Genomic DNA, 22,012 nt, shown 5'->3' on the forward strand with positions numbered 1-22,012 from the left:
GTATAATTTTACTCAAAAATAAAAAATAATACGTTTGCAGTGAAAAGTATTTCGATATCTACAAAAAACCGCTCCAAATGAAACGATTTTTTAGTTTTAAGCGAATTGTCTTTAATTAGAAGTTTTAAGCTTCTTCCAGCTGAACGGTAAAATGTCGTAAAATTTCCGATTCCCAAACGATTTTATAACCTTTTGTAATTTCGTCCCGACGGTCGTAAACATTTTTAATCGCTGCCGCGATATAATCCATGTGATTGTTGGTGTATGTACGGCGCGGAATTGCAAGTCGCACCAGTTCCAGTTTCGGATTCCGGTTTTCGCGCGTCTCCGGATCTCGGTCTGCAAGCAAAGTCCCGATTTCCACCGTGCGGATTCCGGCTTCCTTGTAAATTTCATTCGCTAAAGTCTGCGCCGGAAATTCTTCGCGTGAAATATTCGGCAAAAAGCCCAAAGAATCTATGAAAACCGCGTGACCACCAATTGGTTTCTGCACCGGAATTCCATAATCAATTAATTTATTTCCCAAATATTCCACTTGGGAAATCCGGCTTTCAAGGTATTCGAATTCAGTAGCTTCATCTAAACCGACCGCCAGCGCAGCCATATCGCGGCCCGCCATGCCGCCGTAAGTAATGAAACCTTCGAAAATAATGGTGAAATTGGAAGCTTTTTTAAAAATTTCTGCATCGTTCAGCGCAATAAATCCGCCGATATTCACCAAACCATCTTTTTTGGAACTCATCGTCATTCCAACTCCATAGGAAAAAGCTTCTTTCGCGATTTCTTTAATGGTGCGGTTTTCCTGGCCTTTTTCGCGTGTTTTTATGAAATAAGCATTTTCTGCAAAACGCGCAGAATCAAAATAAATGGGAATTCCGTAACGGTCAGAAAGTTCTTTTACTGCTTTCATATTTTCAAGCGAAACCGGTTGTCCGCCGGAGGAATTGCAGGTAATGGTGATTAAGCAAAACGGAATTTTTTCTTTCGGGTGCGCTTTGTAAACTTCTTCCAGCTTCTTTAAGTCGATGTTTCCTTTGAAAAGGTGCGGATCATTGATGTCAAAAGCTTCATCAATGGTACAGTCGATGGCGTGGGCTTTCCGAATTTCAATGTGACCTTTTGTAGTATCAAAATGCGAATTTCCAGGAATCACATCGCCGTCCTTAACCAAAACTGAAAAGAGCACATTTTCCGCAGCGCGCCCCTGATGTGTTGGCAAAAGATATTGGTAACCGGAAATATTCCGCACTGTTTCGTGCAATTTTTCGAAACTTCTGGAACCTGCATAACTCTCGTCGCCGGTCATCAAAGCGCCCCATTGCTGGTCGCTCATGGCGCCGGTGCCGGAATCGGTTAAAAGATCGATGAAAACCTGGGAGGATTTTAAATTAAATAAATTGTAGTTGGCATTTTTCAGCCAATTTTCTCTTTCTGCACGGGTGGATTGGTGAATTTCTTCCACCATTTTTATTCTGAACGGTTCTGCGTAAGGTAATTTCATTATGATAAATTAAAGAGTAATAATTAAAAGTAGGTTTGTGATGAAAATTCATCATTCATTTTTAATTATTAAATTTTCACTCCGGTGCCTTAAAAACATTGTCATCTGAATGGAAACCTGCAACGCCGCCGCTCACCGCAAATTTCATGGCCTGTGCCGCGCTTACGTTTTCTAAAGTCACAATATTGGTAGCAAGTACGAAAACTACCCAACCGGAAACGGCGTAAGAATGCGGCAAATAAACCGAAACATAATCCGGAAAACCGACGGAAGAAAGATCGCTTTGGGTAAGAAAACCAATTCGCCAAACATCGGGGTTATCTGAAGTTTTAATGAGAACCGGGACGTTGAATTTCTTTTTGTCGCCTACGAAAGACGTCATAACATCTTTCAGCGAGGTATAAATAAATTTGATTCCGGGTGTATGTTCCAGCAAATAATCGAAACTGTCGACGATGACGCGGCCGATTATAAATTTATTCCCCACAAAACCCACCAAAGTGATGGTACAGATAACGATCAGAAAGGTAATTCCCGGGTAAACCTGCTCGGAAAGTGCCGGTACAATATTATCGATGCTGGAAACTACGTACCAGATTATCCACACGGTGAGCGCGAAAGGTCCGATGATAAGCAAACCCTGGAAAAACGATTTTGCCAGGACATTGAGGATGTTTTCGATTTTCTGTTTGTTCATCTGCTTTCGTAGGAAATACTAAAATTCTACCGGTAAAAATAGGCAAAATTTAGCTTTTTTAATGGGAAATTTTAGCCGTGGATGCTTTCTTTTTTTCCGTACGATTTTATGATTTCAGCTTCATAATCCAGCCATTCTTCCCAGCGTTTGTTCACCGTTTCGGGATCTCCAAGTTTTCGGGCAAAACCAATGAAAGTGGTGTAATGATTGGCTTCAGAAATCATGAGTTCACGATAAAAAACCTTGAGTTCTTCATCTTTAATATTTTCGGTCAGTACCCGGAAACGTTCGCAGCTGCGTGCTTCAATCATCGCAGCAAAAAGCATTCTGTCGATAATTCTCTCATCGCGCGTTCCGCCCTGGCGGATGAATTTAAAAAGTTGACCTACATAATCGTCTTTCCGCTCGCGGCCAAATTCGTAGCCGCGGTTTTTGATGATCTCATGAACCATTTGAAAATGCTCAAGTTCTTCCTGCGCAATTTTTATCAGTTCAGTAATGATTTCGGGATATTCGGGCAGCATGGTAATAAGCGAAATGGCATTGGAAGTCGCTTTTTGCTCACACCAGGCGTGATCGGTAAGTATTTCTTCCAGGTTACCTTCTGCAATATTTGCCCAGCGCGGATCGGTGAGCAATCTTAATTTGAACATGATGAATTTTTTACAAATTTAATAATTTAAAGCACAGCGAATTATGTTCGCCAAAGTTCTTGATATCGTAAAAAATTTTAAGTATATTTACCATATCGGTTTTCTGGTGGCATAAATGTTGAATAAATAGAAATTAACATTAAAAAAATAAATTATGAACACAACAGCATTAACAAACAGATTTGAAAAATTCGGAATTTTCGTATTGACTTTCTTTTTCAGCGTGATGGCATTTGCGCAAACGACCACAAATACGCCTGACGTGGGTGTGGATGTAACTACAACAAAAACTACCAGCACCGAAGAATGGTTTACCAACCCGCTTTATTGGGTAGTTGGTGCGTTATTGCTGATTATCTTAATCGCAGTAATTGCGCGTGGAAATAAAAGAGACTAATTTCTTTTCTCTAAATATGAAACTGCTTCGGTTATGCTGAAGCAGTTTTTTTACGCAGAAATTCTAAAATTTTCCAACCTAAATCGTCTAATTTTTTCAATGCTTCCGCGATGGCGACTGCTAAACCAATATTCAGCAAAAACATGATCGGTAAAAATGCGCCCCACGGCAGCTTGTCCTGAAGCGGAACAACAATGAAATAAATTAAAGACGAACTCATGCCCTGCGCGAAATAATAAAAAATGGCATTTTTCCCGATGTAGGTGATGAAATTGTTTTTCTCGATTTTCAGGCGGTTGTACAAAACCAAAAGCGTGAGCAGCGAAAAACCCGACCAAAAAATATAGAGCAATTTGGGTGGAAATTTGGCTTTATTCATTCTTAAAAACAAATCTTTACCGAAATTCCAGAAGAGCAGAATTAAAATAAGGAATAAAATTCCGTAGAGAAAAGGAATCCATTTCGTGGGGATTTTTTTGCCTTTTAGCTGATTTGCCAGTAAAAATATTCCGAGGTATAATGCTACGTAACCAACTTGTCCGGTCGGATAATAATGGGGCAGTAAATTGAAAATCAGCGTCAACGCAAAGCAAATCGCGATAAACCAATTGACGTGTTTTGAAAAAAATCTTAAGATTAAAACGCCAAAAACCGTCAGAATAAAATAGACTTTCAGATACCAAAAACTTCCCATTACCACTGGAAAAGTATCCGCATTGGTGTATTGGTGAAGATACCAGTTGCCGAGGTTTTGCCATTGTGGAACTGTGGAAATATTGTTCGGGACATATTTCGTTCCGAAGGTTGAATAGAAATTTTTCATCCAATCAAGGCCGAAAAAATTCAATCCGAAAACTTTAAAGAGATAATCCAGAAAAAAGAGAAAAGTCACGAAAATCATATAGGTGATCTGCAGTTTAAGCAGGCGATACAGGGTTTTTTCAACATTTCCGCCGGAGGTTAAACCGCTTAAAGCATAAAATAATGGAACATCAATGAGCAAAGACAGCACGCGAACTTCAGTCGGCACATAATATTGCCCGGACCAAAACACGGTGTGGATGAAGATGATGGAAAGTGTGGCAAAACCTTTTGCAAAATCAATATAGAGATCTCTTTTCATAAGCGGTTAGTGAAAATCAAAAATACTTAAAAAAATGCCTATTTAGCCGGTTATTTTTTAAATGAGTTCAATTTTATTAAATCCGTTCAACTCCCTGAAATTAAATCTGCTGCGAAATTTTTTGCTGCGTTGTGGATAAATCGAAATAATTTCTTATTTTTGCACCTCGAATTAACTAACAAAATTTATAAACAATGTTTGCAATTGTAGAAATAGCAGGGCTTCAATACAAAGTTGAGCAAGACCAAAAGTTGTTTGTAAACCGTTTGAAAGGCGATAAAGGAGGAAAAGTTTCTTTCGATAAAGTTCTTTTAACTGTAAACGGTTCTACAACAATCGGCGCCCCAGCTGTAAGCGGTATCACTGTTGATGCTGAAATTCTTGATCACGTAAAAGCTGATAAAGTTATCATTTTCAAGAAAAAAAGAAGAAAAGGCTACGAGAAGAAAAACGGTCACAGACAGTCTTTAACTCAAATCGTTATCACTGGTATTACCGGTTTTGATGACAACAAAAAAGAGAAAAAAGCTGCACCGAAAGCCAAAAAAGAAGCAGCAGCAACAGAGCCTGTAGCTACAGAAACCCAAACCAGCGAAAGCGCTGAATAATTTTAACCCAAAAACCTTAAAATAAAATGGCACATAAGAAAGGAGTTGGTAGTTCCAAAAACGGTAGAGAATCGCATTCTAAAAGATTAGGTGTTAAGATTTTCGGAGGTCAGGAAGCTATTGCCGGTAACATTATCGTGAGACAAAGAGGTACACAACACCATCCTGGTGAAAACGTAGGAATGGGGAAAGACCATACTTTGCACGCGTTAGTTGATGGTAAAGTAGTTTTCAGAAAGAAAGCAAACGACAGATCATTTGTATCTATTGAACCGAACGCTTAACAAAAAGTGTTTTAAAATATAAAAAATCCCAATCGCAAGATTGGGATTTTTTTGGCTGCTAAAATGGGCTTTTTTTCTATTTTCCGCGATTAAGGAAAGCATCCCAGCCCTGTGCGTTTAGCGCAATTAATTCATTACTTCCGCGCGCCACCAGGAAATTTCCCTGATCTAAATCTACCGCGTGACCAATCACCGTGAAATCCGGGTGGTTTTTGATCTTCTCAAAATCATTCGGTGAAATGGTGAAAAGCAATTCGTAATCTTCACCGCCGCTTAATGCGCACATGATGGGATTTAAATTTAATTCTTCCGCCGTAGAAATTGTCAAAGAATCCATCGGAACTTTTTCCTCATAAATCCGGAAACCAACTTTACTTTGATCCGATAAATGCAAAGTTTCCGAGGACAAACCATCTGAAATATCAATCATGGAAGTCGGCTTAATGTCTAGCTCTTCCAAATTTTTTTTAATGTCAGTCCGCGCTTCAGGCTTCAGCTGTCTTTCCAGAATATAATCGTAACCTTCCATTTCCGGCTGCATATTCGGATTTGCTAAAAACACCGAATGTTCACGTTCCAAAATCTGCAAGCCCATGTATGCGCCGCCCAAATCGCCGGTGACAACCAGCAAATCATTAACTTTTGCGCCACTTCGGGTTACTATTTTTTCAGAAACTTCCAGACCAACAGCCGTAATATTGATAATTAAACCTGAAGTTGAACTTGTGGTGTCGCCACCAACTAAATCTACATTATAATGTTTACACGCCAGCGAAATTCCGGCGTAGATTTCCTCCAAAGCTTCCACCGGAAAACGGTTTGAAGCTGCAATTGCGACCAAAATCTGTGTCGGTTTTGCGTTCATCGCTGCAATATCGCTGAGGTTCACCACGACGGCTTTATAACCTAAATGTTTCAGCGGCACATAACCGAGATTAAAATGTACACCTTCCGCTAAAATATCCGTGGTCAAAACCACTTTTTGGTTTTCCGGATTAATCACCGCAGCGTCATCACCGATAGAAATTTCAGTGGATGTATTTTTAAAACTAAAGTTTTCTGTGAGGTGTTTGATCAGTCCAAATTCTCCATAAGCGGAAATTGGCGTAAGATCCAGATTTTTATCTTCCAGCATAATTTTTTTTATTTTTATTTTCAGAAAAATTGGCCGCTATTCGGGTGTTTTTTCGTCATTTTTCTTTTTCCAGGTAAAAGTTCCGTGCTTATGAAAAGGCTCAATATTTTCCGGTTTAAACGGCAAACTTTTCAAATCTGCACTCGTAAGCATGGTTACATTTTCGCTTTTAAATTCTTCCAGAACTTCCAGGATATCATCCGGCGGTGTGGTAGATTTTCTCAGCATCGTGTCGATCCAAACGCCGGTGGCTTCCGCGGTGGCGCAATGCGTGCCGTCTGGCAGATAAAATTTATGTACAAACTGGTAAATGCTTGCATCTTCCGACATGCCGGAAATTTCTGCGGTTACAAAAACCGTTTGATCCGCATAAATTTCTTTGAAAAACGAATACCGTTCATGCAGAATTACCGGACCGATTCCCCAGTAACTCAGCTCTTTAAGGCCCATTTTGTGCGTGCGCATAAAAGCCATACGCGTTTGCGCGCAATATTCTACGTAAGAAGAATTGGCGAGATGCTTATTTGCGTCGATGTCGCTCCAGCGAACCTCAAATTTATAATGAAAATCAGACATATTTTTATGAATTTTTTTTGGGCGCCTCGTTCCGTCTTCCGTTCCGTCTTCCGCCGCGGCGGAGAGCTCCACTCAAGCCGGGGCGCGGGCTGCGTATCGAAACCCGGTTATTTTATAATTCCCAAAATTAAGCAATAATGATGGGTTAGAAAAATGGTATTTTTGCACCAAATAAGGCCGAATTTTTATTTCAGGCTTTCAGATTCTAACGGTTATTTTATGGAAAAAAAGCAAATCATCATTATCGGCGGTGGCGCAGCAGGATTTTTCTGTGCGGCAAACCTCGATGAAACCAAATTTAAAGTAACCATTTTAGAACAGAATTCTGATGTTTTGCAAAAGGTGAAAATTTCGGGTGGCGGCCGCTGCAATGTTGCGCACGCCCGCTTCGATCCGCGCGAATTGGTTAATTTTTATCCGCGCGGAAATAAAGAATTGCTCAGCGTTTTTCATAAATTTCAACCTGGCGACACTATGGAATGGTTTGAAAACCGAAATGTTCCCTTAAAAATCGAAGCTGATAACCGTATTTTTCCGGAAAGCAATTCTTCGCAAACTGTTATTAATGCAATGGTGAACGAAGTTCAGAAAAAAGGTTTTGAAGTACGTACCAAATCCGTTGTCCTCGACATCGAAAAAGATGAAAACCAATATTTGGTAACGACAAACACAGAAAAATATGCCGCTGATTACGTGATTTTTACCACCGGAAGTTCTCCAAAATCTTTAAAATTACTTCAAAATCTCGGTCATAAAATCGTGGATTTGGTACCGTCGCTTTTCACGTTCAACATCAAAAATGAAACTTTAAAGGATTTGATGGGAACCAGTTTCGCAAATGCCGAAGTGTCGATTCCGCAGCTGAAAATGGAAGAATCTGGTCCGATGCTGATTACACACTGGGGACTTTCCGGTCCGGCGATTTTGAAAATTTCCGCGTGGAAGGCGCGCGAATTAGCAGATTTGAAATATAAATTTGAAATCGTGGTGAATTTTTTAGGTCTTGAAAAGGAAACAGCGGAAGAAATCATCGTCAACTTCAAAAAAGAAAATCCAAAAAAGAACATCGGAAGCTCGAAAATTTTCGACATCACCACCCGCTTCTTCCACCGCATTTTGTGGCTTTCAAAAATTGATTTGAATAAAAATATTTCCCAAATTTCCGCGGCTGAACTGGCAAAAATTTTAGAAAATCTCTGTGAGAACAAAATGCAGGTTACCGGAAAGTCAACTTATAAGGATGAATTTGTCGCCGCGGGCGGCGTGCAGCTGAAAGAAATCAACTTCAAAACAATGGAATCTAAAATTCTTCCCAATTTTTTTATCGCCGGTGAGGTTTTAAATATTGATGCAGTAACAGGCGGCTTCAATTTTCAGGCGTGTTGGAGCGAAAGTTGGCTGATTTCCAAGGCTTTAAATCTTTAATACAAATTTAACATAATGTTGCATTTTTGGTAAGATTTTTATTTCTTAGATTTGCAAAAAATATTTTTAAAATGAGAAAATTACTTCCAATATTTTTATTTCTAACGTTTTTAACGTCATGTCAAACCTTGGTGGTAACACCGCAACACCCAATGAGAACCAATTCTTTGGAGCTTTACAATACGTACCGGGTGCAAACCGCGAATGAGGGAACAAGGAAAGTAAAAGTCCTGAAACAGGATCAAGAAAAAATTTATGGCAAGCTGAAATCTGGAGAAGATGTGGTAATCAACAAATCTGATGTTCGCACCGTGCGAAAAACAGATGTTTTGACTTCGCTTCTTGTTGGTGCCGCGGCAGTTGCTGCCGTTGTTTTTGTGCCGATATAACCACAATTTTTAGAAAATAAAAGGAGCATTGAAAAATGCTCCTTTTTTTATTTGAAAAGCCGGCCAACTATTTTACCAATCTCCACGAAGTCCTTCGCGTTGGCAATGTCCCGAGTATCTTTCCGGTAATCTTCAGCTTTTGGAAGCGATGGATAAATGAGCAGGAAATTACGTTCGCGGAAATGGTCATTGAGGTAATCCGGCAAACGTTGCATTTGCGGGAGATAGGAAACCATATTGCGCTTCGCCATTATCATTATTAAACCATCGTTGTGTTTCATTTTTTCAAAAACCTTTTTAATTTCAAACCAGTTGTTGAAAATAATGAAACTTGCTTCGATGTTCGCCCGTTGCCGGATTTTTTCAATCACCGCGATGGTTTCATCGGTTCCGTAGAAATCTATTTTCGAACCGGAATTTCGAGCAATATTCCACACTTTTAATAGTGAATGGAAAAAAGTCGGCTCTTTTTCGGCATTTTTTGGCAAAATAACAAAATACCGCTGGATGGTCGACGCCGGCTGAATCGCCTGATAAACCAATACATTTGCGGTTTTATTATTCAAATATCCGCTATACAGATTATATACAAAACTCGGTGAAAAGCCTTTTTTGCCCGAAATACCAATCAATAAATCGGTAATGTCATATTCTTTAATCACATTTGAAATTCCGGAAATTACATCGGTGTCATAGCGCGTAAGCGGCGTAATTTTAATATCCGTTGCGGCACCGCCCTGTACAGCTAATTCAAGAATTTTTTCGGCGTTTTTCTTGGAAGAGTCGTTTTTTTCTTCGTTAATAATATTTAAAGCAAAAACATTTTCGGCGGTGCTTTTGGAACGGATCAATAACGCAAGATTGGTCATGGGTTCTACCGTTTCTATTTCGTTGATCGCCATTAAAATATTTTCGGTTTCAGGATTGGTTTCATCCATCGTGTCTTCGTTGTCCTGTTGCACGATTTCTTCAGCATTTTTCTGCGTCACAAACGACGAAATTGTACACGAAACCAAAATCAGCAGGATACTTCCGTTCAGAATACTTTCATCAAGCAAACGGATGGGTTCGCCCAGGTCCGTTTCACCAATGATAATATTATAACCAACCGTAACCGTTGCTAAAGTTGCCGCCGCTGAAGCCGAGCTTAAACCGAAAATAATACCGCCTTCCGCCTTGGAATAGGAAAAGGTTTTCTGCGTAGCTACCGAAGCCAGATATTTCCCACCAATGGAAATGATCATCATTAAAATGGCCACTTTTATGGTTTCAAAATCTTTGAAGAAAACCGTAAAATCGATGAGCATCCCAACGCTGATCAAAAAGAAAGGAATAAAAATCGCGTTCCCCACAAATTCCACACGGTTCATTAAAGATGAAGTATGCGGAATTAATTTATTCAGCGCCAAACCTGCGAGGAAAGCACCAATAATGGCTTCAATACCCGCGAGCTCTGCTAATAGCGCCGCGAAGTAAATCATGACAAGCACGAAAATATATTGCGAAATCTTGTCGCTGACTTTCTTGAAAAACCAGCGCGCTATAATAGGAAATCCGACTAAAACAGCGACTGCGAAAAGTATAATTCCGACTGAAAGTTTTGTCCAGAAAGCTGCATTTACCTGCCCGGTAGTCATCCCAACGACAACTGCTAAAACAAGAAGCGCGGCAATGTCGGTGATCACGGTTCCGCCAACTGTAATATTTACCGCGCGATTTTTTACGACACCCAATTTGCTAACAAGTGGGTAGGAAATTAAAGTGTGCGAAGAAAATAAACTCGCAAACAAAAATGAAGTCAGCCAGTTAAAATCTAAGATATAGTGGGCAGCCACAATACCCATTATAAACGGAATTACAAAAGTATAAGCACCAAAACCCATACTTTTCCACTTGTTTTTTTTGAATTCAGCCATGTCTATTTCCAGCCCGGCCAAAAACATGATATAAAGCAATCCCGTGGTGCCTGTAACCACAATGCTGCTGTCGCGCGTAAGTACATTAAAACCGTTCGGTCCAACTGCGGCGCCGGCGATAATTAAACCCAGAAGATGCGGAACTTTAATTTTATTGAGAAGAAGCGGCGCGGAAAGAATAATAATTAAAACCACCAAAAACTTCAGTACAGGATCTTCCAGCGGAAGATCAAACTGCGAGACTGTTAACATTATAAACATCTTAGTTTTTGATTTTTTCCAGTTCAACAGAAAATTTCGAAACGCAGTCTTTACCTGTGAGCTCGCGGTTTCCTTTAATGCGGTCGGTAATTTCAGCCGGAACCTGCAAGGTGATTTCGGATTTGTTAGGACTGGTAGTGTTGTTGAGGGAACTCATCTTTATTTCCGAGCCGGTAAATTTCGCAGTGTAGATATGCTCACTACCACTTTTATTAATGATGATTACCTGCTGCGCTGAGATTATCCACGTATCATTACGTTGGTCACCAATGACGTGTTCCGCACAACTGGATTCTGTGCATACCATTTTTCCGTTCCATTTTCCGAGAATATTTTGCGGTAATAAAGTAGCCGCTATAGTATCAGCCGTGTTTTCAGCGTTTTCTAAGCTGTCGCGCAATGCCAGTAAAATTTCGTAATCCTGCTTTTTTACAGCAAATTCCGTTTCGCGCAGCAGGAGATTTTTTTCGCGCTCTTTCAGCTGATTTTCTTTTTTAGAATCGTCGCAGGAACTTAGGGAAAACCCAAAAAAAAGCAGAAATAGCAGGGAAAATTTCATCTGAAAGTGTTTTTAAAGTTTTCTAAAATTATAAAAATAAATCCGGAATTAAAAATCCCGGAATTTTTCAGCTGCTATTTTTGAAATATTTTAAGCGTTCATTTTCGCAATGGTATCAATTCCACCTTTGGTTTTTTGGCCTATTTTGCAGGTAATTTCTGCATCTAAAGGTAAAAAAACATCCATTCTGGAACCGAATTTTATAAAACCGAATTCGTGCCCGGCTTTCGCAGTATCACCTTCATTACAGTTAAAAACAATGCGGCGCGCCACATAGCCCGCAATCTGGCGGAACACCACAATATGATTGGTTAAACTTTGTACCGCAATCGTAGTTCTTTCATTTTCCGTGGACGATTTTTCGTGCCACGCGACCAAATATTTTCCGGGATGGTATTTTTTATAAATAACGTCGCCCGACACCGGATAACGGCAAATGTGAACATTAAGCGGCGACATAAAAATAGAAACCTGTATGGCTTTTCCCTGAATAAATTCGGTTTCTTCAACGTGTTTAATCATCACCACTTTACCGTCCACCGGCGCGATTACGTTTTCTTTATGATTTAAAATATCGCGATTGGGAACTCGGAAAAACCAGAAAATTAACCCATAAATGATGAGCAGCGGCAGAACCACAGCCAGTCCCCACATTTCCAAAAAATAAACCGATAATATACTGATTACAGTGAAGGCAATGCCCGCGACTATCAGCGTACCTTTGGATTCTTTATGAAGTTTCATAACTTAAAATAATTTTTCTAAAATAAAGTATAAATATACGACTGGTGCGCAGATAATAAAACTGTCTAAACGGTCTAAAATTCCGCCGTGACCGGGAATAATATTTCCAGAATCCTTCACACCGAAATTTCTTTTCAGCTGGCTTTCAACCAAATCTCCGAACGGCGCGAAAACCGAAACCAAAAATCCTACAATGATAAAATTTCCGCGTAAATCCGGAAATCTCATTTCGATAAAATACCCGATTATAAGGGTGAAAAAAACGCCGCCGGCAAATCCTTCCCAGGTTTTTTTCGGTGAAATTTTCGGCGCCATTTTGTGTTTTCCGAAAAATTTTCCGGTGAAGAACGCAAATGAATCGCTGCTCCAAATTAAAACAAAAAGGAAGAAAACTTCGAGCGTAAATGTTTCTTCAACCATCGAAAACTTCGGTAAACCTAAAGCGAAACTAAATGGCAGCGCGGTATAAATAACGGTGAAAATTAATTTACCGTTATCAAAGTATAATTCCTTTGGAAATTTAAATAAAGTGATCACAGCAATAACGATGAGCGATAGCGCTAATATTTCGGAAAGGTTGAAATTGAAATAAAAACCGTGCTGAAAAAACCGTTTGGAAAAATAGTAGAAAACGAGAATTATAAGGGGGAAAACGACCCATTTTTCCCAACTTTTCGGATCGAATTTCATGATCCGTATGCATTCCCAGGCGCCAACAAAAACGAAAAAAGTCATGAGCCCGTAAAAAAGATTCTGCTGTTTTACCAGTCCGGGAGAAACTGAATTAATCCATTCTGCGCCAAGTGGAGTTGTACACATGATGACAAGCAAGCCATATAAAGCACCACCAAAAAGGCGTAGAAGTAGATTTTTATCCAAAATTTTTAATTAATGTTGAGCTGGTTTTGCGGCGTATAAAGATTTTTAATCTTCCAGCAAAAGTAAGAAAAGTTTTGTATTATCCTTATTCGGAGTATCTAATTTTGAATTGCTGCCGCTGATAGAAGTAAGATTCCGGATATTTCCGTTGCGTTTGATTTTGCTCATCGCGTCGTTCAGATTTGTCACGATTTGCGAAACATTAGCCATAATCACAATTTTTTCCGGCAGGCGCGAAGAGTGATAATGCAGAATGTTATTGTGTGACAGCATAATTCTCCCGTCGTAAGCAATCAGATATTCACAGGTGATAAAAGCGCAGTCGTTGAAAAGTTCGAGATTGGTTGTGTAAGGAATGCTGATGACATCGAGGAAATTTTTCAAATCCTGATCCCAGCAAAAAACCGATTTTACCTGCTCGATCTTCAGAATATGATTTAAGGTATTGAGCGCTTCCGCTTCATCTGCACAGTAATTAAAAAATCCGCCGGAATGGGTAAATAATTGCGCAAACTTATAATCGAGGTCAGCATTTTTCAGCTGATCTCCAAGTTTAACCAAATCCTGTTCATTTTCTTCTTCAGGTTGATTCAATATTTTCCCGACCAATTTTTTAAATAGACTCAATTTCGAAATTTATAAGATTGTTATACAAAAATAAAAAATATTTCAAGAAACAATCAATTTTATAAAAGAATCCTGATTATTTCTTTCGGTTAATAATCAGGATTTTTTAAGTTTTAAAGTTGTGTTCCGGAATCCGGTGCGATAATCTCTTCGCCTTCCGGTTCTCCTTCTTTATGCGCATTGGACACCGGATTTTCGGTAAGTTCCGGATCCCAGGCTCTCTGACCGAAGACTTCTTCTAAATCTTCGCGGAAAATAACCTCTTTTTCAAGGAGTTTTGCTGCGAGAGCATCCAGTTTGTCTTTGTTGTCGCTCAGGATTTGCAATGCTCGTTGATATTGCGTTTCAATGATTTTCGAAATTTCTTCGTCGATCATTTTAGCGGTTTGATCAGAATAAGGTTTTCCGAAACTATATTCCGACTGACCGGAGCTGTCGTAGTATGAAATATTACCTAATTTGTCGTTTAGACCATAAATCGTAACCATGGCCTGCGCTTGTTTGGTAACTCTTTCCAGATCGGAAAGTGCGCCGGTGGAAATATTTCCAAAAATGGTTTGTTCCGCAGCACGGCCACCTAAAGTCGCACAAAGTTCATCAGACATCTGTTCAGTGGTCGTCAATTGTCTTTCTTCCGGTAGATACCAGGCTGCGCCTAATGATCGTCCACGTGGCACAATTGTAACTTTTAAAAGCGGTGCAGCATGCTCTACCAACCAGGAAATGGTAGCGTGACCAGCTTCGTGGTAGGCAACACGTCTTTTTTCTGACGGCTTAATGGCCTTATTTTTCTTTTCCAGACCACCGATGATTCGGTCAACAGCGTCTAAGAAATCCTGAGTCATTACTGATTCGTGAGAATTTCTGGCCGCAATCAAAGCGGCTTCATTACAAAGATTGGCAATATCAGCTCCGCTGAATCCAGGAGTTTGTTTCGCAAGAAAATCACGGTCGATGTTATCATCCAGTTTAATTTTCGCTAAATGCACATCGAAGATTTCGCGTCTTTCATGAAGTTCCGGCAAATCAACATAAATTGAACGGTCAAAACGTCCCGCACGCATCAAAGCTTTATCCAAAATATCAGCGCGGTTGGTTGCTGCCATTATGATTACATTGGTATCGGTACCGAAGCCGTCCATTTCCGTAAGCAACTGGTTGAGTGTATTTTCTCGTTCGTCGTTTCCACCGGTCATATTTCCTTTACCTCTTGCTCTACCAATTGCATCAATTTCATCGATGAAAATAATGGCAGGAGATTTTGCTTTTGCCTGCGCAAATAAATCACGTACACGCGAAGCACCTACACCCACGAACATTTCAACGAAATCTGATCCTGAAAGCGAGAAAAACGGAACTTTAGCTTCACCTGCTACAGCTTTTGCTAACAAGGTTTTACCGGTTCCTGGAGGACCAACAAGCAAAACACCTTTCGGAATTTTACCGCCTAATTTGGTGTATTTATCGGAATTTTTAAGGAAATCTACAACTTCCTGAACTTCTTCTTTTGCGCCTTCCAAACCTGCAACATCTTTAAAAGAAACGTTTACTTTATCTTTTTCATCGAAGAGCTTAGCTTTTGACTTACCTATTGAAAAAATTTGGCCGCCACCGCCGCCGCCGCCGCCGCCCATCATCTTGCGGAAGATGACGAAATAAAACAGCGCCATAATAGCAATCCAGAAAATTGCGGTAAACAATAATTCGGTCATTGGATTTTTACCAATGCCGTAATCTTTTTTAGTTGCTACTGCGGGATTTTCCGCCTTAATTGTGTCAAATTTTTGCAGGAAAAGCTGCAGATCACCAAAACTTAAAGTGTAATCCGGTTTTGGTGAAAAATCAAAAGCAGAAAAAGGGCTTCTTTCTTTTTGAACCTGCTTCGTCGCCGCTTCCGTTTTTGCGGCCTGAGTTAGAAAAACATCCGCTTTTTCGGTGTCTTTATAAATAAGCACATTATCTACTTTGCCTTGCTCCATCAGCTGGTAAAATCCTTCTTCATCTATTGTATTGGTGTCATCACCATTCATATTAGAAAAGAAAAAGAGAAATAACGCAACTATAACGATGGGGAAGAACCAGTTAAAACCTTTATTATTATTCATATCTTTTTTCAAAATTCTGCGCGGGATTTTTCCCGGCAGATGCTGTAATTAATTTTCTATTTTAGTTATTGCCGCGTCGCCCCAAAGCTCTTCAATATCGTAGTATTCGCGGGTTTCGCGCTGGAAAACATGCACCACAACAGAAACATAATCCAATAAAACCCAAAGGTTATTTTCTGTTCCTTCTACATGCCAAGGTCTGTCGTGCAGGTCGTTTCTTACTTTTTTTTCGATGTTTCCGGCGAGCGCAGAAACCTGGGTATTAGAGTTACCGGTGCAGATAATAAAAGTTTGTGCAACGGAATTTTCTATTTTTGAAAGGTCGAAAATCATGATGTCTTCTCCTTTTGTATCTTGTATAGCTTCTACGATTTTATCGATTAGAAGTTGTTTTTCTGGAATCTTATTCATTAAAAATTTTGTATAATCTGCAAATTTATTGTTTTTTTATTTAATTAGTCTGAAATTTGGCCTTTCCAACTCTTAAAGTTTTCATAAATGACCGACTTGTTTTACCTGCGGGAATGTTCTTCAACACAAGAAAAAATCGGGGAATTTATACCTGTAGAAAACCCGGCTTCGGTTGCCGTCTGCACTTTCAATCAAACTAAAGGAAAAGGTCAATATGGAAATTCCTGGGAATCTGGCAAAAACCTAAATATTGCTTATTCTCTGGCTGTACCAACTTCGTCTATAAACCTTCCCGACCATTTGTTCAATTTCCATACCGCTGTTCTGGTGGCCGATTTTCTCGCCAATTTGACCACGCAAAAAGTTCAGATTAAATGGCCGAACGACATCATCATCAAAAATAAAAAAATTGCCGGTTTGCTCGTAGAAAAAAAAATGCTGCTAAATGAGCCTTTTTTTGTGTTTGGAATTGGCCTGAATGTGCTGCAGGAAGATTTCGAAAATCTGTCAAAAGCAGGTTCTTTGCTTACACAAACGGGTGTTTTGCACAATTTGGAAATTTTAACCCAACAGCTTCACCAATACCTGGTTGAAAATATTTCTAAAAATGTAAATTCAAAAAAAACATTAAAACAGCTCAATAAAAATTTATTCCGTAAAGATTTGGTCTCGGTTTTTGAAATTAACCAAATAAGACAAAATGGCATTATCAAAGAAGTTGATGAAGCCGGTTTTTTGATGGTTGATCTGGAAAATGATGGATTAAAAAAGTTTTTCCATAAAGAAATTGAACTTCTTTACTGATTTGCTCGCCGGAAATAAAGAAATAATGCGATCGGTCCGAACACCAAATTTGGAATCCACATTGCAACAAGCGGCGTAAGTCCTTTGTTTTGCGAAACTACTTTCAAAACCTCGAAGGAAAAAACAAAGACGAAGGCCAGCGCAATCCCAATTGCTAAATTGATACCCAAACCGCCGCGTTTTTTTTGCGACGAAAGTGAGAGCGCTAAAAATGTAAGAATAATGACCGAAAATGGCATCGATGTCCGCTGATGAAGTTCATTTAAATAGGTATTCAAATTCGCATTTCCTTTTTCTTTTTCGCGGTTTACGAAAGTGACGAGTTCTGGCGTGGTTTTATTTTGACCGAGCAAAACATCGGGGAAAAGCTCTTCCGGCGGCAGGCCGAAATCCTTGGTCATGCTGTTGCCATTGTTCAGCTTTTCTTTATCATTTTTCAGAAATGTTTTTTCCAAAAAATTGGTCATTGTAAAGCGCTTTTTTTCCGGTTCCCAATAGAAATCTGCAGCGTTCAGCTGGTAAATTAAATTCCTTTTTTTATCGAATTTCTGGTACAGAAATCCAGAGCCGCGCTTGTCTTTTTTGTTATAACTTTTAATGAAAATGTATTCGGTTTTTGAAAGTTGCGTGGAAACTTCCGCATTGCCGGTAAACTGGTCACGGCTTTTTGCGGTGTACGTGTAAGGTTCCAACTCGTTTTTTTTGGTATTTGCCAGCGGCAAAACAAAATGATTGATGAGCAAAGCTGCGGCTGCAATAGCTCCTGATGTGATTAAATACGGCCGCGCAAAACGGTGAAAACTCGCGCCGGAACTGATAATCGCAACAATTTCGGTATTATTTGCTATTTTCGAGGTGAAAAATATGACCGAAATAAAGACCAGAATCGACATAAATGTAATAACCAAATTCACGATCCAGAAAGGATAGAAATTAATTAAGAATTCGCTTACGGTAAATCCGTTTGATTCAATTCTTGGTGCTTTTGCCTGCACATCAATTACCAAAACGATGATACTCAAAAGTCCCAGCATAAACCCGAAGGTGCCGAGGTACTTTTTGATGATATACAAATCGATAATTTTCATGCTTTTTGGGCGGAATTTTTTACAGTCGGTTTTTTAATTGCGGAATAATTGAATCTTTCCATTCATAGAAATCGCCGGCGATAATATGTTCACGGGCCACACGAACCAAATCCAGATAGAAAGCTAAATTATGTACCGAAGCAATTTGCTTTCCTAAATATTCTTTCGAAGCAAAAAGGTGGCGTACATACGCTTTGGAATATTCGGAATCTACATAGCTCGTCCCAAGTTCGTCCAAAGCAGAAAAATCATCTTTCCACTTTTCATTTTTCATGTTCATAATGCCGCCCCACGTGAAAAGCATTGCATTTCTCGCGTTTCTGGTTGGCATTACGCAATCCATCATATCAATTCCCAGTCCTATGCTTTCCAGAATATTCCACGGTGTACCAACGCCCATTAAATAACGCGGTTTTTCTTTTGGTAAAACGTCGGTTACTTCGTTGGTAATGCGGTACATTTCATCTTCCGGTTCACCAACAGAAAGTCCGCCAATTGCGTTTCCTTCGGCATTCTGTTCAGAAATAAATTCCGCCGATGCTTTCCTTAAATCTGAATAAGTAGAACCCTGAACGATTGGAAATAAACGCTGCTTATGACTGTAAATTTCCGAATTTTCCTCAGTCCAGCTGATGCATCTTTTTAACCAACGATGCGTCATTTCCATCGAAGATTTTGCTAAATTATAATCGCACGGATACGGCGTACATTCATCAAAAGCCATAAAAATATCTGCACCAATTTGCCGCTGTATTTCCATTGATTTTTCGGGGGAAATAAAATGCGTGCTGCCGTCGATATGGGATTTAAATTTTACGCCTTCTTCGTTCAGTTTTCTTGATTTTGACAAAGAGAAAACCTGATAACCACCGGAGTCAGTAAGAATTGGCAAATCCCAGTTCATGAATTTATGTAGTCCGCCGGCTGCCTGCATAACATCCATTTTCGGGCGCAGATTCAGGTGATAGGTATTTCCTAAAATAATCTGGGCTTTAATGTCATCTTTTAATTCTCTCTGATGAACGGTTTTCACCGAAGCTACAGTGCCAACAGGCATAAAAATTGGCGTTTGGATATTGCCGTGGTCTGTAGATAAGGTTCCGGCGCGGGCTTTTCCGGGTGTGGTATTATTTATGGTAAAAAATTGGGACTTCATTCTATCGTGCAAATACGGGTACGTTACGGTTTTCTTTTAATCTTTTTTCAATGTAAACTTTTGCGGCGGGGTCTTTTTCTAAAACAATTTTTTGGGCGTCATTTAAAATGCTTTCAATTTCGCCGGTCGCGGTGTAATATTTATAACTTTCGGTAAAAGCTTTACCGGTGGTTTTTTTCTGTTTTAAGGTGTAGCGCGTGGCATTGTCGAGATTCAGGTTTTGAATAACGCTTGTGAGTTGCTCGTTCATGGCGAAATCTGCAATAAGCTGCGACATGGTTTCTTTCTCCACTAAATTTTTCGGTGGATCAATTAATTTTCCGCAGGAAAAAGCAAAAAAAGCCAGAAATAACAGCCAAAATTTTTTCATAACTTCCCGATGAGTGCTTTCCATTTTAAATTTAAAACGCCGAAAACCGCTTCGTGGATGATTCCGCCGTTCATTTTGCTGGTTCCGAGCTCGCGATTGGTGAAAATTATGGGAACTTCAACAATTTTAAAACCTTTCTGATAGGCACGGAATTTCATTTCAATCTGGAAACCGTAGCCTTTCAGCTTTATGTTTTCCAAACCGATGTTTTCTAAAACCTTTCGGGAAAAACACACGAAACCTGCAGTGGTGTCGTGAATCGGAATTCCAAGAATGGTCTGAACATATTTCGAGGCAAAATAAGAAAGCAGCACTCTTCCCATGGGCCAGTTGACCACGTTTACGCCTTTGGAATAGCGAGAACCGATGCTCATGTCCGCTGTTTGACAGGCTAAAAATAATTTATTCAAATCCTGAGGATTGTGCGAAAAATCCGCATCCATTTCAAAAATATAATCGTAATTATTTTCCAGCGCCCATTTAAAACCGTGAATATAAGCTTGCCCAAGACCGTCTTTTACTTTCCTTATGCTTAGAAAAAGATTTTTTGGGTGCAAAAGCTGCATTTTTTTTACGGCCTCACCAGTGCCGTCGGGCGAGGAATCATCGACCACCAGAATATGGAAATCCTCCTGCAGCGCGAACACGGCAGAGATAATACTTTCGATATTCTCAATCTCATTATACGTTGGTATGATGACGAGTTTCTTCATCCGGAAAATTAATGTGCAAAGATAAACTATTCCGCCGTTATTTTTTTAAATTCTAATTTAGCTAAATCCTCGGTTCAGCTGCTTAATTTTTGGTTGAATTAGCCGTAATATTCTTATTTTTGCAAAAAGGTTTTTCTTGGTTAGAATCGTACAGCAGAATGATTGGGTGACCTTTATTGTCACAGGCTGCATTTTGCTCTATACTTTCATGTTGCTTTACTTACAACGGGATTCTTCGGTGCGGGTTTTCATATTGCAAAAATTTGCCGATTCTTCCAATAATTTTTTAAGCTGGTTAATTATCAGCGCAGTTTTTGTGCTGTCCTTCGCGACATTAATTTCGCAAACCATTCCTATTGTACCGGCAAAAATCCGGGAATTGAATCTTTTCGGTTACGAGCTGAATAAGTTTGGTTTTACGCTGTGGGTTTTAATTCTGTTTTATTCGGTTAAAAGCGGTCTCGGTTATCTTTTTTTCGCCGGAACCGGTAGTCAGGAAAAATGGCCGTATTTTCAGTTTACCGCCTCGAAGTTTTATTTTGTTGCTTCTTTGGTTTTGCTCGTGGCGTGTATTTACCAATTTTACTTCAATGCAGATTTATCACTGCTTTACAATTATTATTTTTGGGGTTTTTTAGGTGTTTTTTTATTAAAAATACTGCTTTACCTCTTCTCTCCTCAATATATCCTGCCTATAAAATGGTATTATAAATTTTTGTATATTTGCACGCTCCAAATAGCGCCTGTCATTGCGCTTTGGAGAATATTATATTTTTAACAAAATTTAATGATGAAAATTAAATCTATCCTTGTTTCACAACCTGCTCCCAACGAGTCGTCGCCTTATCTTGAAATGGCAAAAAAGGAAAAAATCAAGATTGATTTTAGACAGTTCATTCATGTAGAAGGTGTAGATGCGAAAGAACTACGAGGTCAAAAAATTGACTTATCACACTTTACCGGCGTAATTTTTACCAGTAAAAATGCGATCGACCACTTTTTCCGTTTGGCGGAAGAAATGCGTTTCGCTGTGCCGGATTCTATGCGCTATATCTGCCAGTCTGAAGCGATTGCGAATTACCTGCAGAAACATATCGTGTACCGAAAAAGAAAAATTTCTTTCGGTGAGAAAAACTTCTGCGATTTGGCACCACTTTTCAAAAAATTTCCATCGGAGAAATATATTTTACCTGCTTCGGACATTTTAGGTTCTGACATTCAGAAGGTTATGGATGCTTCCGGCGTGGAGTGGGTGAAAGCTACGATGTACAAAACCGTCAGCAGCGATTTAAGCGATATTAAAATCGATGATTACGACATGCTTGTGTTTTTTACGCGTCAGGGCATCAAATCTTTGGGTGAAAATTTCCCCGATTTTAAACAGAATGACACCAAGATCGCCGTTTTTGGAGCAACCACAGAACAGGCAGCAATAGATGCCGGTTTCCGCGTGGATGTTATGGCGCCAAGCAAGGAATCACCTTCTATGACCATGGCGATTGAAAAATACATTAGAAATTTGGAAAAATAATTTTCTGAAATTTTTGAAATAAAGTAAAAACCGCCTTTCCATGTAAAGCCGGTTTTTATC

The 22,012-nt window shown here is 39.5% G+C and carries 24 protein-coding genes and 1 pseudogene; 8 read left to right on the top strand and 17 right to left on the bottom strand.

Translation table 11 applies throughout. From position 1 onward, the window contains the following. Window positions 1-124: 124 nt before the first annotated feature. The 3 genes from BMZ55_RS07330 to miaE all read right to left on the bottom strand — a co-directional run bounded on the left by BMZ55_RS07330 (window position 125) and on the right by miaE (window position 2,851). Window positions 125-1,501, bottom strand: coding sequence for a tryptophanase TnaA (locus BMZ55_RS07330; protein ID WP_089819778.1), 1,377 nt, complete (start codon window positions 1,499-1,501; stop codon window positions 125-127). Window positions 1,502-1,577: 76 nt separating this feature from the next. Then, a complete protein-coding gene (locus BMZ55_RS07335; RefSeq protein ID WP_039340902.1) occupies window positions 1,578-2,198 on the bottom strand; it encodes a DUF502 domain-containing protein in 621 nt (206 codons plus the stop codon). Between the two features lie 71 nt (window positions 2,199-2,269). Beyond that, a complete protein-coding gene (gene miaE / locus BMZ55_RS07340; protein WP_089819779.1) occupies window positions 2,270-2,851 on the bottom strand; it encodes a MiaE family protein in 582 nt (193 codons plus the stop codon). 154 nt (window positions 2,852-3,005) lie between these two features. Here miaE and BMZ55_RS07345 point away from each other — a divergent pair, with 154 nt between their 5' ends. Then, complete coding sequence (locus BMZ55_RS07345; protein WP_089819780.1) at window positions 3,006-3,248, top strand: hypothetical protein; 243 nt, start codon at window positions 3,006-3,008, stop codon at window positions 3,246-3,248. 31 nt (window positions 3,249-3,279) lie between these two features. Here BMZ55_RS07345 and BMZ55_RS07350 read toward each other — a convergent pair whose 3' ends face one another. Next, a complete protein-coding gene (locus BMZ55_RS07350; RefSeq protein WP_089819781.1) occupies window positions 3,280-4,371 on the bottom strand; it encodes an acyltransferase family protein in 1,092 nt (363 codons plus the stop codon). A 194-nt stretch (window positions 4,372-4,565) separates the two neighbouring features. Between BMZ55_RS07350 and rplU the strand changes: the two are divergent. Together rplU and rpmA are read left to right on the top strand one after the other, a co-directional pair. Next, window positions 4,566-4,976: pseudogene (gene rplU, locus BMZ55_RS07355) on the top strand (50S ribosomal protein L21); the annotation flags it as partial. Between the two features lie 29 nt (window positions 4,977-5,005). Continuing rightward, window positions 5,006-5,263, top strand: a complete 258-nt coding sequence (gene rpmA / locus BMZ55_RS07360; RefSeq protein WP_039340885.1) for a 50S ribosomal protein L27 — start codon at window positions 5,006-5,008, stop codon at window positions 5,261-5,263. A gap of 76 nt (window positions 5,264-5,339) precedes the next feature. On the opposite strand, the gene thiL is transcribed toward rpmA, so the two are convergent. Next, a complete protein-coding gene (thiL, locus tag BMZ55_RS07365; protein ID WP_089819783.1) occupies window positions 5,340-6,398 on the bottom strand; it encodes a thiamine-phosphate kinase in 1,059 nt (352 codons plus the stop codon). Window positions 6,399-6,434: 36 nt separating this feature from the next. After that, window positions 6,435-6,974 (bottom strand): acyl-CoA thioesterase, encoded by a 540-nt coding sequence (locus BMZ55_RS07370; RefSeq protein ID WP_177179793.1) that lies wholly within the window; start codon window positions 6,972-6,974, stop codon window positions 6,435-6,437. Between the two features lie 219 nt (window positions 6,975-7,193). On the opposite strand from BMZ55_RS07370, the gene BMZ55_RS07375 reads away from it, so the two are divergent. Both BMZ55_RS07375 and BMZ55_RS07380 read left to right on the top strand, forming a co-directional pair. Further along, a complete protein-coding gene (locus tag BMZ55_RS07375; RefSeq protein ID WP_089819785.1) occupies window positions 7,194-8,399 on the top strand; it encodes a BaiN/RdsA family NAD(P)/FAD-dependent oxidoreductase in 1,206 nt (401 codons plus the stop codon). 71 nt (window positions 8,400-8,470) lie between these two features. Then, window positions 8,471-8,788, top strand: a complete 318-nt coding sequence (locus tag BMZ55_RS07380; protein WP_143068759.1) for a bacteriophage spanin2 family protein — start codon at window positions 8,471-8,473, stop codon at window positions 8,786-8,788. A 47-nt stretch (window positions 8,789-8,835) separates the two neighbouring features. On the opposite strand, the gene BMZ55_RS07385 is transcribed toward BMZ55_RS07380, so the two are convergent. The 7 genes from BMZ55_RS07385 to rsfS all read right to left on the bottom strand — a co-directional run bounded on the left by BMZ55_RS07385 (window position 8,836) and on the right by rsfS (window position 16,290). After that, a complete protein-coding gene (locus BMZ55_RS07385) occupies window positions 8,836-10,956 on the bottom strand; it encodes a cation:proton antiporter (RefSeq protein ID WP_089819926.1) in 2,121 nt (706 codons plus the stop codon). A gap of 10 nt (window positions 10,957-10,966) precedes the next feature. Continuing rightward, window positions 10,967-11,524 carry a hypothetical protein gene (locus tag BMZ55_RS07390; protein WP_089819786.1) on the bottom strand — a complete coding sequence of 186 codons (558 nt, stop codon included), beginning with the start codon at window positions 11,522-11,524 and terminating at the stop codon, window positions 10,967-10,969. 90 nt (window positions 11,525-11,614) lie between these two features. After that, the gene (locus BMZ55_RS07395) at window positions 11,615-12,268 is read right to left on the bottom strand and encodes a phosphatidylserine decarboxylase family protein (RefSeq protein WP_089819787.1); all 654 of its coding nucleotides are present in this window, start codon (window positions 12,266-12,268) and stop codon (window positions 11,615-11,617) included. 3 nt (window positions 12,269-12,271) lie between these two features. Beyond that, entirely contained in the window at window positions 12,272-13,147 is an 876-nt protein-coding gene (locus BMZ55_RS07400) for a phosphatidate cytidylyltransferase (protein WP_089819788.1), read from the bottom strand. Window positions 13,148-13,192: 45 nt separating this feature from the next. Beyond that, entirely contained in the window at window positions 13,193-13,774 is a 582-nt protein-coding gene (locus tag BMZ55_RS07405; RefSeq protein ID WP_089819789.1) for an LUD domain-containing protein, read from the bottom strand. A 113-nt stretch (window positions 13,775-13,887) separates the two neighbouring features. Beyond that, on the bottom strand, window positions 13,888-15,879 hold the full coding sequence (gene ftsH, locus BMZ55_RS07410; RefSeq protein WP_089819790.1) for an ATP-dependent zinc metalloprotease FtsH: 1,992 nt from the start codon (window positions 15,877-15,879) through the stop codon (window positions 13,888-13,890). Between the two features lie 48 nt (window positions 15,880-15,927). Continuing rightward, a complete protein-coding gene (gene rsfS / locus BMZ55_RS07415) occupies window positions 15,928-16,290 on the bottom strand; it encodes a ribosome silencing factor (RefSeq protein ID WP_039340859.1) in 363 nt (120 codons plus the stop codon). Window positions 16,291-16,377: 87 nt separating this feature from the next. On the opposite strand from rsfS, the gene BMZ55_RS07420 reads away from it, so the two are divergent. Next, window positions 16,378-17,094 (top strand): biotin--[acetyl-CoA-carboxylase] ligase, encoded by a 717-nt coding sequence (locus BMZ55_RS07420; RefSeq protein ID WP_089819791.1) that lies wholly within the window; start codon window positions 16,378-16,380, stop codon window positions 17,092-17,094. Here BMZ55_RS07420 and BMZ55_RS07425 read toward each other — a convergent pair. Genes BMZ55_RS07425 through BMZ55_RS07440 form a run of 4 tightly spaced genes read right to left on the bottom strand, consistent with a single transcriptional unit; the run spans window position 17,088 to window position 20,421 of the window. Further along, on the bottom strand, window positions 17,088-18,182 hold the full coding sequence (locus BMZ55_RS07425) for an LptF/LptG family permease (RefSeq protein WP_039340853.1): 1,095 nt from the start codon (window positions 18,180-18,182) through the stop codon (window positions 17,088-17,090). The two genes, BMZ55_RS07420 and BMZ55_RS07425, sit on opposite strands and share 7 nt — an antisense overlap. Window positions 18,183-18,201: 19 nt before the next feature. Beyond that, the gene (gene tgt / locus BMZ55_RS07430; protein WP_089819792.1) at window positions 18,202-19,338 is read right to left on the bottom strand and encodes a tRNA guanosine(34) transglycosylase Tgt; all 1,137 of its coding nucleotides are present in this window, start codon (window positions 19,336-19,338) and stop codon (window positions 18,202-18,204) included. Window position 19,339: 1 nt separating this feature from the next. Beyond that, window positions 19,340-19,708 (bottom strand): DUF4296 domain-containing protein, encoded by a 369-nt coding sequence (locus BMZ55_RS07435; protein ID WP_177179794.1) that lies wholly within the window; start codon window positions 19,706-19,708, stop codon window positions 19,340-19,342. Continuing rightward, on the bottom strand, window positions 19,705-20,421 hold the full coding sequence (locus tag BMZ55_RS07440; protein ID WP_089819794.1) for a polyprenol monophosphomannose synthase: 717 nt from the start codon (window positions 20,419-20,421) through the stop codon (window positions 19,705-19,707). The genes BMZ55_RS07435 and BMZ55_RS07440 overlap by 4 nt, the downstream gene beginning before the upstream one ends. Before the next feature lie 136 nt (window positions 20,422-20,557). On the opposite strand from BMZ55_RS07440, the gene BMZ55_RS07445 reads away from it, so the two are divergent. After that, window positions 20,558-21,199, top strand: coding sequence for a DUF4271 domain-containing protein (locus BMZ55_RS07445; RefSeq protein ID WP_233701919.1), 642 nt, complete (start codon window positions 20,558-20,560; stop codon window positions 21,197-21,199). A gap of 12 nt (window positions 21,200-21,211) precedes the next feature. After that, window positions 21,212-21,952, top strand: a complete 741-nt coding sequence (locus tag BMZ55_RS07450; RefSeq protein ID WP_039340840.1) for a uroporphyrinogen-III synthase — start codon at window positions 21,212-21,214, stop codon at window positions 21,950-21,952. Window positions 21,953-22,012: the final 60 nt, after the last annotated feature.

It is taken from the genome of Kaistella treverensis (genome assembly GCF_900114045.1).
Lineage (GTDB): Bacteria > Bacteroidota > Bacteroidia > Flavobacteriales > Weeksellaceae > Kaistella > Kaistella treverensis.